General features: G+C 65.4%; 10 protein-coding genes. 2 read left to right on the forward strand and 8 right to left on the reverse strand.

Translation table 11 applies throughout. The features are described from left to right. Positions 1–25: 25 nt before the first annotated feature. The 8 genes from EV700_RS12625 to EV700_RS12660 all read right to left on the reverse strand — a co-directional run bounded on the left by EV700_RS12625 (position 26) and on the right by EV700_RS12660 (position 11,277). The gene (locus EV700_RS12625) at positions 26–1,681 is read right to left on the reverse strand and encodes a ShlB/FhaC/HecB family hemolysin secretion/activation protein (protein WP_130414299.1); all 1,656 of its coding nucleotides are present in this window, start codon (positions 1,679–1,681) and stop codon (positions 26–28) included. 266 nt (positions 1,682–1,947) lie between these two features. Further along, positions 1,948–4,128, reverse strand: a complete 2,181-nt coding sequence (locus tag EV700_RS12630) for a glycoside hydrolase family 5 protein (protein WP_130414301.1) — start codon at positions 4,126–4,128, stop codon at positions 1,948–1,950. Between the two features lie 212 nt (positions 4,129–4,340). Further along, positions 4,341–5,384 carry an AraC family transcriptional regulator gene (locus EV700_RS12635; RefSeq protein WP_165391467.1) on the reverse strand — a complete coding sequence of 348 codons (1,044 nt, stop codon included), beginning with the start codon at positions 5,382–5,384 and terminating at the stop codon, positions 4,341–4,343. Positions 5,385–5,567: 183 nt separating this feature from the next. Next, positions 5,568–6,407 (reverse strand): S-formylglutathione hydrolase, encoded by an 840-nt coding sequence (gene fghA, locus EV700_RS12640; protein WP_207224681.1) that lies wholly within the window; start codon positions 6,405–6,407, stop codon positions 5,568–5,570. A gap of 8 nt (positions 6,408–6,415) precedes the next feature. Beyond that, the gene (locus EV700_RS12645; protein WP_130414307.1) at positions 6,416–7,522 is read right to left on the reverse strand and encodes an S-(hydroxymethyl)glutathione dehydrogenase/class III alcohol dehydrogenase; all 1,107 of its coding nucleotides are present in this window, start codon (positions 7,520–7,522) and stop codon (positions 6,416–6,418) included. A gap of 76 nt (positions 7,523–7,598) precedes the next feature. Then, a complete protein-coding gene (locus EV700_RS12650; protein ID WP_130414309.1) occupies positions 7,599–8,591 on the reverse strand; it encodes an Abi family protein in 993 nt (330 codons plus the stop codon). 261 nt (positions 8,592–8,852) lie between these two features. Beyond that, the gene (locus EV700_RS12655) at positions 8,853–10,043 is read right to left on the reverse strand and encodes an NnrS family protein (protein WP_130414311.1); all 1,191 of its coding nucleotides are present in this window, start codon (positions 10,041–10,043) and stop codon (positions 8,853–8,855) included. A gap of 130 nt (positions 10,044–10,173) precedes the next feature. Next, entirely contained in the window at positions 10,174–11,277 is a 1,104-nt protein-coding gene (locus EV700_RS12660) for an HPP family protein (RefSeq protein WP_130414313.1), read from the reverse strand. Between the two features lie 84 nt (positions 11,278–11,361). Between EV700_RS12660 and EV700_RS12665 the strand changes: the two genes are divergently transcribed. Continuing rightward, a complete protein-coding gene (locus tag EV700_RS12665) occupies positions 11,362–11,814 on the forward strand; it encodes a MarR family winged helix-turn-helix transcriptional regulator (protein ID WP_130414315.1) in 453 nt (150 codons plus the stop codon). A 119-nt stretch (positions 11,815–11,933) separates the two neighbouring features. After that, positions 11,934–14,444 carry an acyl-CoA dehydrogenase family protein gene (locus tag EV700_RS16935; RefSeq protein ID WP_130414317.1) on the forward strand — a complete coding sequence of 837 codons (2,511 nt, stop codon included), beginning with the start codon at positions 11,934–11,936 and terminating at the stop codon, positions 14,442–14,444. Position 14,445: the final 1 nt, after the last annotated feature.

Raw genomic sequence — 14,445 nt, forward strand, 5'->3', positions numbered from 1 at the left:
CTCCATAGGATGATGTGCCTCAACACTAAAATGACGCGCTGTAGCGCGCCTGCAACTGCGGCGAGGGCAATGCACCGCCCTGCCGCCAACCCGGACTGAACGCGATGTCCAGTGTCTGTTTCCGGAGACTGACCAGCAAACCCACGCTTGTACTGCCCAGCCACTCCGAACCTTCCCGCGTCAGCCCGTGACCGGCGTCCAGCCCGGCATAGGGCTGCAGCGCCGGGCTGAAGAAATGCATCAGCGTCTGGCGCAGATACCAGCCGCGCCGGACACTCACGCCGGTATCCTGAAAGCCGCGCACGCTGCCGGCGTCGGCGATCATCAATTCCTCCGCGCCCGGCAAGCGGTTCGGGCTGTATTGCCCGGCCGCGTCGGCGAGATACAGCCAATTGCCTGCGCGGTAACGCGCATGCAGGTCGAGCCGCCACTTCTCAAACTGGGCGCGCGGCAGTCCGGCGGCGGCCGTTTCATCGGTATCGTGATCCGCGCCAAACCAGCGCACCCCCTGCGTCCGGCTCAGACGCGCGCTCCACGGCAGGGGCGACAACCCGTCGTATTGCAGGGCCAGCTCCACACTGCTGTGCGTCGGGCTGCTGATGTCCAGCCGTTCATCATCAAGGCGACTGTCGGTTTTGCGGCGGGCGATACCGGCTTGCGCGCTCCAGATCGCATGGGCATCCCGGTGCAGCACCCGTTCCAGACGCACGCCGGGCATGGTGGTGACGGTGCGGCTGTGCAGGGTGACGCCGGGCAGAACCAGCGGGGTTTGGCTTTGTGCAAGCGCCAGACTGGCGCTGCCGGTCCAGTAGCCGAAGGGCTGGCTGGCATATAGGCTGAGCCCCTGGCTCCAGGCGCTGTCATCACCGGAAAAGCTGCGGCGCAGCGCCAGATTCCAGTAGTCGCCGCTGCCCAGCAGGTTGTCCCGGGCGAGGCCGACGATGGCCACGGCCCTGCCGGTATCCGGGCTGCCGCTGTTGTCCAGACCGGCCAGGCCATGCCAGCGCGATGCGGGGCGGTTGCTCAGCCATAACCCGCTTTCGCCCAGCCTGACGCCCGGCCGCAGTTCGGCCTGCACCCGGTTCGACGCCAGCCGGTTCAGTTGATCCAGTCCCTGCTCCAGGTCGGGCAGCCGGAAGGCCCCGTCACGCAGGCCCGGAAAGGCGGCTGACCATTCCCGCGGCTTCAATCCGTCGGCCTTGATCTCGGCAATACGGCCTGTCACCAGACTCAAACGCAGTACGCCCTCCTGAAAAGCGTTGTCGGGCAGCAGGACACGACTGGTGACATAGCCCGCGCGCAGCAGCGCCAGATTGGCGTCCCGCAGTAACGCGCTCAGGGCGGCCTCATCCAGGCAGCGCGGGGTGTATTGCTGCGCCAGATGCTTGCGCACGGTTTCGGCGAGCGGTGCATTGCCTTCCCAGCGCAAGGTTTTGACATCCAGGCACTGCGCGGTCGGCAAATTCAGCGGGCTGGCCGGGACAGGGCTTGCAATATCGGCCGCGCCGCTCGGCCGGGCCTGCTCCTGACGGCGCATCTGATCCAGCTGTTGCTGTTGTTCCCGCAGCAGGCGCAGCGAGTCAGTTCCGCTGTCCGCCCCGGCGTGGCCGGAAACGAGGAGCAGGATCAGCCCCAGCGCGGCCCGGAGTCGACTGTCGGGAAAGATGTTCTGTGAGTCCATGCCGCTTTGACGCCCTGTTTATCGCGCCATGCTCCGCGTCGCGCGCAGCCGGGGGCTGCTACCGGGACGGTAGGGCGGTGCGATCGGTGTTTATGCCCGGAATTTTTGTCGGGGTGGGGTTGGTTCGGGGTGTTGGTGCTACGCGGGGCAGGGTTCAAATTCCCTGTCGTGGATATGCCGGTAGAACCGTCAACGTCTTCGTGGTGGCTCTATCCCCCAAAAAAAGGGGCATGATGTCATGCCCCAAGGGGATGTAGCTTTGGCCCTTACTGCACCGTGAACGTCACCGGCGCAGCCAGTACCGAGTAGCCGTCGTTGTAGAGGAACTGCGCCACGTAGGTGCCGGGGCTCAGGTTGGCGGTGGAGAAATTGATATCGCCAACCGGGGCGGCCGTGTACTGCCAGGTAATGGAACCGGTATTGCCCGGCGTCTGGCCCGGCTTGTAGATGCCGATCCAGTTCTTGTCGGCCCGCTTGTTGGCCGGAACCGCATAGTTGAAGTTGATGTCCGCCCCCTGCTTCACGCTGGGTGTATCGGTGCCCAACGTGGGAGCAGATGGCGAATCAGCCGGATCGCTACACGCCAGCAGGGCCGCCGCCATGCCGTTGTACTGAGCAAAGCCCGCTACATATTCCGTTCTGCCCACCTGCCCCTTGTAAGCACCCGTAGCCCAGTTGCCGCCTTTTTCCGAGCCGCGATTGCTGCCGCCATTGAACCAGACCGTGCGGCAGTTGTTGCCAAGCGGGCGATTGGCCTTGGCGCACATCACATGTGAACTGCCCCACCACAACTTGCCCATGCCAGCCGCGTAATAGCCCTGCGGACATTCGTACTTGGTGTAGCCGGAGGCCCAGTCATAGCCGCGATACCATGTATTTTCGTAGACGCCGAAAGTGGCGGTGGCATCACCGGCAGACCACAGATTGCCAAAATTCTGGTTGCTGCAGAGGATGCGGAAGCGACCGTTGGACCAGGTACGGTCATAACGGGCAGCGCCAGCCATGTGGTAGCCGTCCGGGCAGGTTGCCTTGTTGACGCCATTGGCCCAATCCCCCAAGGAAGCGGACTGGTTTTCATCGCCGTTACCATAGTCAGGCGCAGTGAAACGCTCGGTGTCGGCAATCTTGCCGGTTTTACCCGGTGCATTGACCAAAGCATCAATATAGGGTTTACGCCAGTCGTTACGCGGCGCGCTCCAATCCTCGGTCAGCAGGCCGAAACCTTCCACATTGTTGGTCTGGGTGCCGTTCAAGGCCCAGTAAGCAAAATCCAGATCGTAGTCGATCAGGTATTGGGTCAGGTTGGCAAGCCAGGTTCTGTCCGCAGTCGACGAATTGTCAAAACCGATGCCGAATTCGCTGACCCACACCGGCGCGGTATACGTGCGGTTGGGGTTGGCGACAAAGCCGAAACCCTTGTTGAGATTATCGTAGAGCGTTGCCTTATCCATGGAGGAATAGGTCGCCTTGCCGCTGTCGACAACACCGCCGCCGCCGGTGGCTTCCGGGCCGATATAGTAATAATTGTGCGCGGCATACATCAGCTTATCGGGCTTTTGCAAAACGACGGGGGTGTCATAGGCCGGGCTCAGCAGCGGCCGATAACCGCCGAGCATGGGCACACCGGCCCAGTTCGTACCTTCAATGATCACCAGCATTTTCGGGTTGGCCTTGATTACGGCGTTACCGGCGTCAGTGGCGGCCTGACGCCAGTCGTTGCCCCCGTGGTTACCCCAAGTCGGGCTTTCGGGGGTGATTTCGGTATTGCCCTTCATGGTGCGCACTTCATTGCGCAAGTCGGCGCCCGCCACCAGCCCGTTATTCTTGTAGCGGTTGGTCATGAAGACCCAGTCGGCTTGCCATTGCTCGGTGCTTTGCCAGTAACCGCTGCCCCCCCACCACAGGCCGTTCTTATCGTAGTTGCAGCACCATTCCGAACTGGTCGTGTGGTTATTGAGGATGACCACGATACCGGCGTCGGTCAGGCCTTTGACGACCGTATCGTAGACTTGCAGCGGCGTTTTGCCGATCAGTTCAGGATTGGCGCTCACCCAAGTGGGGTCGACCGGATTAGTGTTATGGATGGCCTGGTTCGAGAAAGGCAGGCGCACGCTGTTGAAGCCCATCTGTTTGATCAGGCCGACAATGTGGGCTATCGACTGCTTGTTCAGACCTAGCGGAGCCTCGGATGTATCGCTGCCGCCGAACCAGTTCACGGACTTCAGCTTGAAACGGTTCTGACAGGCATCGACCAGGTAGCGGCCGCTGTTGGACAGTTCGAAGGGCTTGGCGCAGGTGTCGTCGGCCAGAGCCTGGGGCGCATGGAAGGAAAGCCAGAGGGCGGCCGTGGCGGCCAGCGCGCCCTTGAGGCCGCGCCTCCCGGAAGACGACCGGACGGCCTGCCCGGCGGCGTGATGTTGGTACTGCACATCTTTATGAATGGTCATGACTCAGTCTCACTGAAGAGTTTGTAGTTATAAACGTCAGGGCTGACCCCCCATCGGCATTCTTCCCGGCCGCCACGAATGACTCGATCAGCTCTACCATGCATTTAAGCAAAAGGCACAACCGGCCAATGAGGGCGGGGACGGACAAAAGGCGGGGGTTTCCGGACATTCAGCCCCGGTTATTCCCACCGGAGGCAATGGGCTGAATCGCGTTATTCGCTATCCGCGCGGGGCAATTCCTGGCGAAACCGCGAAGGCGCCTCGCCGGTCCAGCGATGGAACGCCCGGCGGAATTCGCGCGCATCGCTGAAGCCCAGTTCGACGGCGATGGCGGCGATCGGTTGTCCGGGCTGCTCCAGCAGCAGGCGCGCCTGCCGCTCCAGCAGGCGGTCACGAATGCCGCTGAAGCTTTGACCGGCCGCCTCCAGCCCGCGCCGCAAGGTACGCTCGGTGATATTGAGTTCAGCGGCGACGCGCGTCATGGTCGGGCGTTCACGCAGGTTGCCCCGCAACACGCTTTCGACGGAAGTGACCAGATCCGGCATCGGTTCGGCGACGGGCAGCGCCTGCACGCTGGCCTTGAGCGAGGAGGCCAGGATGGCCGGGCTGGACGTGGTCAGCGGGATGTCGAGCAGGGCGGCGTCCAGCACCATGCGGTTGGCGGCGCGGCCAAAATGCACCGGACACTGGAAGAAGCGCCCGCAGGCTTCGGCATAGGACGGCGGCGCATAGCTGAATTCCACCCGGCGCGGGGCGACCTGCTCGCCCAGAGCCAGCCTCAGCAGGCTGATGATGCTGGACAGCGCTTCTTCACACAGGAAGGGCAGCAACTCGGGCTGGGGAAAACGCTCGTGCAGGATGAAGGCGAATTCATCGCCGCGCAGTTCGGACGAGAAGTCCATCAGGCTGCCCGCCTCCTTGTGATGGGTCAGGCCGATGGCGACTGCTTCGCGGATGTTGATGCTGGACAGCATGGCCAGGCCGAGGATGCCGAAGGACCCCAGCGCTCCCTTGGCGCCGACCGCCAGCCCGGCGGGCTCGTCCGGAATGGCGCGGACCATCCGCCGGATGATGGTGGCCGCTTGCCGGAACGAAATCAGTATCCCGGCATTCTTGATGTCGTCCAGGTTGAGCCCGGTGCCGGACAACAGCCGCTCAGGCGGCACCCCGTGCTCCTGCGCATGCGCGATGGCGAGTGCAACAACAAAGGTGGGAATGTCGGAGACATTCATGTCCAGCGGGCGTGAGGGCTTCATGGTGGTCACCATAAGCCCCGCCGAACCTTGCGGGTCCAAACCGGGGGCTTATTAAGGCGTTATACCGCTATCATTATTTTAGGCGGGTTTTTGAACAACACGAAGGCTAATGCTTAGACTGCTTCATTCCTTGACGGAATCCGCCATAAAACGATCAATGCTCACGTCATTAATCAAAAGCGTTTACTTGCTTAAAACCCCCGCATGATGCACCACATGGTCCGCCATGAAACTCTGGATGAAGTAATAACCGTGGTCATACCCGGCATGCCGCCGCAGCGTCAGCGGCTGCCCGGCTTTCGCACAAGCTGCTTCGAACGCCTCCGGATACAGCTGCTCCGCCAGGAATTTGTCGGCCAGCCCCTGGTCGATCAGGATGCCTTCGGGGAAAGGATTCCGCGCCTGCGCCATCAACTCGCTGGCGTCATGCCGCTTCCACACCTCCCTGTCTTCCCCCAGATACCCGGCAAACGCCTTCTGCCCCCACGGACAGCGCCCCGGCGCGGCGATCGGCGCGAAGGCCGACACCGAACGGAACACACCCGGGTATTTCAGCGCCAGCGTCAACGCGCCGTGACCGCCCATCGAGTGGCCGCAAATGCCCATCCGTGAAACATCCAGCGGCAGCGTCTTCAGCAACTCCGGCAGTTCGCGCACCACATAGCTTTCCATGCGGTAATGCGCCGCCCACGGCTGTTCCGTCGCATCCACATAAAAGCCCGCCCCCACGCCGAAATCCCAGCTGTCGCTGTCGCCGGGCAAATTCGCGCCGCGCGGACTGGTGTCCGGCATCACCAGCGCCAGCCCGTGTTGCGCCGCCCACTGCTGCGCCCCGGCCTTGATCGTCGCGGTTTCCTCGGTGCAGGTCAGCCCGGCCAGATAGACCAGCACCGGCACCGCCCCCTGCTCCGCCTGCGGCGGCAGGTAGACGGCGAACTGCATCGGCAGGCCGATCTCGCGGCTATCGTGCCGGTAAAAGCGCTGAAACCCGCCGAAACAGCGGTGCTCGCTCAACAATTGCAGGCCGGACATCAGAAGATCACCACCGAGCGGATCGACTCGCCGCGCTTCATCAGGTCGAAGCCTTCGTTGATCTGGTCCAGCCGCAGCTTGTGGGTGATCAGGCTGTCGATGTTCAGTTTGCCGTCCATGTACCAGTCGACGATCTTCGGCACATCGGTGCGGCCGCGCGCGCCGCCAAAGGCGGAACCCTTCCACACCCGGCCGGTGACCAGCTGGAACGGCCGCGTCGAAATTTCCGCGCCCGCTTCCGCCACGCCGATGATGATCGACTGACCCCAGCCCTTGTGGCAGCACTCCAGCGCCTGCCGCATCACCTTGGTGTTGCCGATGCACTCGAAGCTGTAATCGGTGCCGCCGTCGGTGAGCTGGATGATGGTGTCGACCACGTTCTCGACTTCGTTGGGGTTGATGAAGTGGGTCATGCCGAACTGGCGGGCCAGTTCCTGCCGCGCCGGGTTGATGTCGACGCCGATGATCTTGTCCGCGCCCACCATCTTCGCGCCCTGGATGACGTTCAGGCCGATGCCGCCCAGCCCGAACACCACCACGTTCGCGCCCGCTTCCACCTTGGCGGTGAACACCACCGCGCCGACGCCGGTGGTGACGCCGCAGCCGATGTAGCAGACCTTGTCGAAGGGGGCGTCCTCGCGGATCTTGGCGAGGGCGATTTCCGGCACCACGATGTGGTTGGAGAAGGTGGACGTGCCCATATAGTGCAGCAGCGGCTCGCCGTTCAGCGAGAAGCGCGAGGTGCCATCCGGCATCAGGCCGCGGCCCTGCGTGCTGCGGATGGCCTGGCAGAGGTTGGTCTTGCGCGACAGGCAGAATTTGCACTGGCGGCATTCCGGGGTGTACAGCGGAATCACGTGGTCGCCCGGCTTCAGCGTGGTGACGCCCGCGCCCACTTCCAGCACCACGCCCGCGCCTTCGTGACCGAGGATGGCCGGGAACGCGCCCTCGGGATCGGCGCCGGACAGGGTGTAGTAATCGGTGTGGCAGATGCCGGTGGCTTTCACTTCAACCAGCACTTCGCCGGCGCGCGGGCCGGCCAGATCGACTTCTTCAATGGTGAGGGGTTGTCCGGCTTTCCAGGCGACGGCGGCGCGGGTTTTCATGAGGGCGTCCTTTGAGGGGTGGGAGATGCGCCCTGTTTTAGCATGAATCGGGGGGAATGGCAGTGGATCAATCCGGTTAATCGCGCCATAGCACCATGTCATCCCATTTTTCGGGAAAGCCCATGGCAATAAGTAACGTTATTGGCACATTCACGAGCTCTTTCAGCAACCTACCCCGCCAACCACTTTCAGGACTAACGCGCTGCATCAGATAAATCAGCATCGACAATACAACAAACAACCTACGCTCTGGGGCTGGTCGGCCTGCGGCCTTGGGAATTATCCATGCCTGTCCAGCAGGCAGTCGGGGTGGAACCGCCAACTCCCGGTTCCAAAGCCGGGCATGGTGGGCGCAAATATTCCGGACAAAGGTCAGGGTGTGCAGCCAGGACTCCAGTACGTCTTGCGGCAACTCGACCCGGCGGGCAATCGCCTTGCGGTCGGCATCACGGGCTATGCCTTTGTACAGTTGGGATAATTGCCCCAGACTCAGCATTTCCAGCATGGCCCAACTCGGCGGCAGCGCCGGGTCATCATAGGTAGCGCCATAATAGCGGGGGTAATTGTCGCGTTTGCGGCTTTCAATCCGCTTGGCTTTGAGTGTGGCATCGGCACGGCTGAGGTTGATTCTGTCCTGCTCTTTGGTGAACTGCTTTTGTTCATCGTTAAGTTGTCTGGTCAGGTCTTCCAGCAGGCGGGCATGGGCATAGCCGGTTTTGAAATTGGCCGAATCCAGATACCAGTGTGCGCCATAAGCCGTTGCCATGTGATTGCTGATGCAGGCTCGCATGGCGACCTCTACCCGTTCAATGGCATCCATGACCAGATGGCGCATGGCTCCGTCAAAACGATAGATGTTGACGATTTCGCGCAAGGTGCTGTCGGGGCGGAAGTGGTGTTCAGAGTCGCTCGGCACTTGAAAGGGCCGCATATAGGGACTGAGCCGGAACAGGGTGACGACTTCCAGGAACTGACGGGCGCGGTCTTCGTTGAGGATGGTCAGTCCACGGGACTTGAGGAGCTCCAGTTGCTCGGGGACGGAAAGTGCGGGTTTGTCGAAGCGGCGCATGCCTACATCCTGTAAGCGGCAGGGGCTGCTTTGTGAAGCAACCTCTTGGGTTCCGGGCACCAGTGTGAACGGCGGGTAATAAAAAACCCGCACGATTTGAGCAGCTTCACCGAAGTGAATCTAGGCTTGGCGGGTGTATTGGGCGCAAGCTTAGCCAAGGCGGGAATTCCCGTCAACACGGATTATCGTCCGGCCAGCGACAGCCGACCAACTTACATCCCGGGTTTAATGAGGTTGCGTGCTTTTGGCCCGAAGACACCCCTACCCCGGATGCCCGTCCACCCGCGCCCTCGCCAGCATCGGCCCGTACCGCCACACAAAAATCCCGAAGGCCAGCGCCCAGCAGGCCGCCGCCACGCATAACCCGGTCAGCGGCCACAGCGGCGCAACCCCCACCCGCGCCAGCGCCCCGGCGTGCAGCAAGCCGAAGCCCAGCGCCATGCCCGACGGCGGCGCCAGGTCGCGGCCGGTATGCCCCAGCGTCACCCGCGCCATCATCGCCAGGATCAGCCCGCCCATGCCACCCACCGTCAGCGCATGCAGCGACGGACTGGGCGAGGCAAACAGCCCCAGATGCCAGCCCGCCAGCCCGAAACAGGCCACCGGCAGCCAGGCATAGGCCAGATGCAGCGACCACAGCAGCGGCACGGTGCGCACGTCGCGGTCAAACCAGCGCGCCAACCGCCAGACATGACCCGCGCCCAGGGCCGCGAACAACGCGGCCAGCGCCGGGTGCGGCGACAGGCCGGGACCGGCCGCCTGCAGCACCGCGATCAGGACCGTTCCCCCCAGCAGCGCCTGATCGACCCGGACCATCGGGAGGGGATCGCCGGGCCGACGCAGGCCGCGCCGGGTGAAGAACGGAATCACACGGCCGCCGATGATGGTGATCATCGCGGCCACCAGCCACAGCCCGGCCCAGACGCCCTGCCGTTGCAGGCTGTCGTCCCCCCGGGCCAGACCGGCCAGAACCTCGGCGTCCACCGCCGCCAGCAGCGTCAGCACGCCCACAATCGGGTAATTGCGCTTTTGCCGCACCCGCCACAATTGCCTGCCCATCGCCACGGCGGCCAGCAGCGGAAAGGCCAGCTCCAGCGGAATCAGCAGCGGCAACGGCGCATCCGCCAGCCAGGCGATGCGGCCCGCCAGCCACACCCCGGCCAGCACCGCCACCGGCTTGCCGCTGAGGCCGGGCTGCCCGGTCCAGTTCTGCACCGCCGTCAACAGGAAACCGGCCACCACCGCCAGCCCGAAGCCGAACAGCATTTCGTGGCGGTGCCAGGCCAGCCAGCCGCCCGCCGGTTGCCAGCCGGACAGCAGGCCGTGCCAGGCGGCCAGCCACAGGGGAATTGCGAACAGCGCCAGCAGCGCCGCGCCCAGGAAGAAGGGACGGAACCCCAGCCGGAACAGGGGCGGGATGGCCATCGCCTTGTTGCGGTCGATTACTTGCATGGCGGCACCCAGGAATAAAAAGCGGTTCCGGCGGACTTCAGGCCGGAACCGGAGGAGGATGGAACCAGCATATATCCGAGCATGGCAGTCGGATACTCGCCGGATGACGGGGGCGCGGCAGGCCGGAAGGTCAGAGGCGGACCTTGAACAGCGCCGCCACCAGATCGGACTGGCTGATCATGCCGACGACACGACGTTCGCCGTCGATCACCGGCAGGTGGTGCAGGCCGCCGTCGCTGAACAGTCCGGCCAGATCGGCAATGGATTGCGCGGGCGTGACGGCGCGCACGTCGGCGGTCATCACCTCGCGGACCGGCTCGCGGCCTTGGCGCGCCGGCAGGCCGGGCGCAAAGGCGTGGCCTTGCCGTCCCAGCAGGATGTCGTGGGCGGTGACGATGCCGCGCAGGCGGTTCTCGGCATCCACCACCGGCAGCGCCTTGACCTTGTGCCGCGCCAGCAGCGCCCAGACTTCGGTCAGCGGCGCCTGTTCCTGCACGCGCACCACGTCGCGCGCCATGATGTCCAGGCAGCGCACCTGCCCGAAGCGGCGGTGATAGGCATGCCATTCGGCGCTGCGGAACACGTCCAGCAGGTCCTCGCGGCGGATGTCCAGCAACTCGCCGTGTTCATCCAGCGCCCGGTCCAGATCCTCGGCGCTGAAACCGACGCGCTCGCCGGGCAGCGGGTCGGCGGTATGATGCGCGACCGGCGCGGGCGCATGCGGCTGGAAGCGTCCGCGCCGCAGCCGGCGGTTGAAGGCGTCGGCCAGCAGCGTCAGCAGCAGCGCGTTGGCCAGCACCGGCCCGAAGATGAAGCCCGGCCCGTGATCGGCGGCGGGAGCCAGCACCATCGCCAGGGCCAGCGCGCCGCCCGGCGGATGCAGGCAACGCAGCAGGAACATGGCGGCGATCGACAGCGCCACCGCCATGCCCGCCGCCAGCCCGGTATGCGGGAAGACGACAGCGCAGCCCAGCCCGACCAGCGCTGAAATCACATTGCCGCCGATCATCGCCCAGGGCTGCGCCAGCGGGGTGGAAGGCAACGCGAAGGCCAGCAGCGCCGACGCGCCCATCGACGCCACCAGCGCCGGACCGCCGCCGGGCAGATGGCGGCAGACCGCCTCCGTGACCGCCAGGCTGAGCACCACGCCCAGGCAGGCCGTCCAGATTTCGCGGTTGCCCGCGTGCAGCGGTTGCGGTATGAATGCCCGAAGCCGCCCCAAACCCGTTGTCATGGAACCTTACCGTGGCTGCGCCGTTGCAGCCTATAATGAGGGCGGACAAATATATCACAACATGACAAATATCAGGAGAACGGCATGGCCGCCCTACCCCCGGCTTCCGACGGGCTGAACAAAAAGCAGTACGAGGCGCTGTCGGAATTCCGCTACCAGCTGCGCCGATTCCTGCATTTCAGCGAAGTGGCCGCCGACCGCGAGGGCATCACGCCGCTGCAATACCAGCTGATGCTGCATGTGCGCGGCTTCCCCGGCCGCGACTGGGCCACGGTGGGCGAGCTGGCCGAACGCCTGCAGGTCAAGCCGCACGGCGCGGTGGCGCTGCTGGGCCGCTGCGAAACGGCCGGGCTGGTGGAACGGCGCAAGAGCCAGACCGACCGCCGCCAGATGGAAGTGCACCTGCTGCCCAAGGGCGAAGCCATCCTGGCGCGATTGGCGGCGCTGCACGAGGCGGAACTGCGCTCGCTGCAAGGCACCTTCCAGGTCGCCAACATCACCGCCTTCAACAACGCCGCCGCCCCGGTTCTGGACTGACTGGCCGGAACGATCAATTCCCTGCCGCCGCCATTGCCTGAAAACTGATCCTCATCAAGTACTATCGTACCAGTTACCCCTAATCTCCCGGTAAACCCCGCCACCGTGGAGATGTCCTCATGCTGCCGCAAGCCCTGCCCTCCACCCTGCTGGCGGAAGAACTGGACGCCCTGCTGGGCGGTATATCGGCTTTCGCCGCGCAGGAAATCCTGACGCGCGCGCCGCGCCCCGAACAGGCGCTGACCGCCGACGACTTCCGCGCCATCACCGCCGCCGCCGACGCCGCCGGGCTGCTCGACAACAGCGAGCAGGGCTACGGGCTGTGGAGCGAATGCGGTCGCGGCGAAGCGCCCGGCTTCACGCTGATGGCGCTGCGGCAACTGGCGCTGGCCAATGTCTCCGCCGCCTGGCACCTGCACGGCGTGGCGCTGGCCGCGCTGGCCGCGCGCTTCGCCGGGCTGGACAGCGACCACGACACCGTTTTCTGCCTGGACGGCGCGCATGGTATCGGCCGCAGCGCCCTCGGCCGCCTGTTGGCCGGACGCCCCCTGCACCGGCGCGATGACGAACTGCTGGCCGATGTCCATGGCGACAGTCCGCGCGTGACCGTGGCCGCGCCGGTCGTCACGCGGCTGGCGGCGCTGCGTTATCGCGGCCGCGCCCTGCAACTGGAACTGCACGCGCTGGCGGCCATCACCGTGGAGCGCGACGAATTCCCGCATGGCCCCGACGGCTGCAACGCGCTGCGCTGGACTCCGGTCGCCAAGCCCGCGTCACGCGGCCCGCTGACGCTCGACCAGCTAAACACCCTGTTCGCCGCCCAACAACTGGCGCAAACGGCGATGGCGCGCGGTGCGGTGGAAGCGGCCGCGGCGCTGGCCCACCGCTATGCCGAAATCCGGGTGCAGGGTGCGCGCACCATCGAACAGCATGACAGCGTCGCGCTGCTGCTCGCCGACCTCGACACCCCCTGCCAGACCGTCGATGCGCTGCTGCGCGACGCCGCCGGGCACGCCCTGTCCGCCGAAGGCGCGCTGGCGCTGCGCCGCGAAGCCATCCCGCTGCTGACCCGCGCCGCCAACGCCGCCATGCAGGTGCACGGCGGCATCGGCTACATGCGCGACACCGGCATCGAACACCGGCTGCGCGCCGTCAACGCGCTGCGGCTGCTGGGCGGCTCGCCGCCAGAACTGGCGCTGGTGGCCGCCGGGCTGGCCAGCGACCACGCCGCCTTGCCCGAAGCCGAAGCCGCCGGACAGGACCATCTGCCCGGCTACCTGTCCCCCCGGCATGCGTTGTCACCCTTCGCCGCCCTGCGCCGGGGACCGCTGCTGCGCGCCGTCGCCGCCTATGGCGCCCGCGACCCGTGGGAGGTGGAAACCGACCGCCTGCCCGCCACACTCGGCCGCCTGCGCCGCCGCGTGCGCCAATTCGCCCTGCAACACTGCCTGCCGCTGGCCAACGCCACCGACCGCGAACAGCGCGAAGGCCACCACGCCGGGGCCGAACTGCGGCAACTGCTGGCCCAGGCCGGCAAGGCCGGGCTGCTCACCGACCTGCTGCCCGCCCCGATCGGCGGCGCATCGCCCTTCCAGTTCCGACACTCGCTGGCGCTGCAACAGGCCATCCGCGTCGAGGAACTGGCCCGCGTCGACGGCGGCCTGATGCTGCTGCTCTCCGCGCACAACCTCGGCCTGTGCCCGCTGCTGCTCTCCGGCGACCTGACCATTCTGCGCGAAGTGGTGCTGCCCGCTTTCCGCGCCACGCAGGCTGGAAATCCTCAAATCTTCGCCTTCGCCATCACCGAACCCGCTGCCGGATCGGATGCCGAGGAAGGCCACGGCGCGTTGCACCAGAAGGCCGGAGTCAAGGCGCGGCGCGTTCCCGGCGGCTGGTCGCTGCGCGGGCGGAAAGTGTTCATCAGCGGCGGCGACGTGGCGCGTTACGTGGCGGTGTTTGCCGCGCTGGACGGCGAAGGCTATGACAGCTGGACCTGCTTCCTGGTCGATACCGCCACGCCCGGCTTCCGCGTCGCCCGCTGCGAACTGAAGATGGGCATGCGCGCTTCCGGCGCGGCGGAACTGGAATTCGACGACTGCTTCGTGCCCGACAACCGCGTCGTCGGCGGTCTGCGCAACGGCTGGGGACTGGCGCGCGCCACCCTCAACCTGTCACGGCTGCCGGTGGCGGCGATGGCGGTCGGTTTCGCGCAGCAGGCCGTGGATATCGCCACCGCCTGGGCCTGCGCGCAAACCCTGGCCGGAAAACCGCTGATCCACTACCAGCAAGTTCAGGCCGTCATTGCCGATCTTCAAGCCGAAACCGGAGCCATCCGCGCCCTGGTGTGGCAGCACGCCAAGGGCTGGACGCCGCGCCAGGACGGAGCCGCGCTCTGCAAATTCCAGGCGACCGACCGCGCCCAGGTCGTCATTGAAACCGCGATGGACCTGCTGGGTTCCGCCGCCCTGCTGCACGACAACCGGCTGGAGCGCACCTTCCGCGACTGCCGCCTCACCCGCATTTTTGAAGGCACGAACCAGATCAACCGGCTGGCGGTCATTGAAGACCAGCAAGCCGGACTCCTCGACCGTATTGCCCGGCGCGCCGGACGCGCCTTCACCGGAGCCTGAC

The sequence above is a fragment of the Fluviicoccus keumensis genome, assembly GCF_004217445.1.
GTDB classification, from domain to species: domain Bacteria; phylum Pseudomonadota; class Gammaproteobacteria; order Pseudomonadales; family Moraxellaceae; genus Fluviicoccus; species Fluviicoccus keumensis.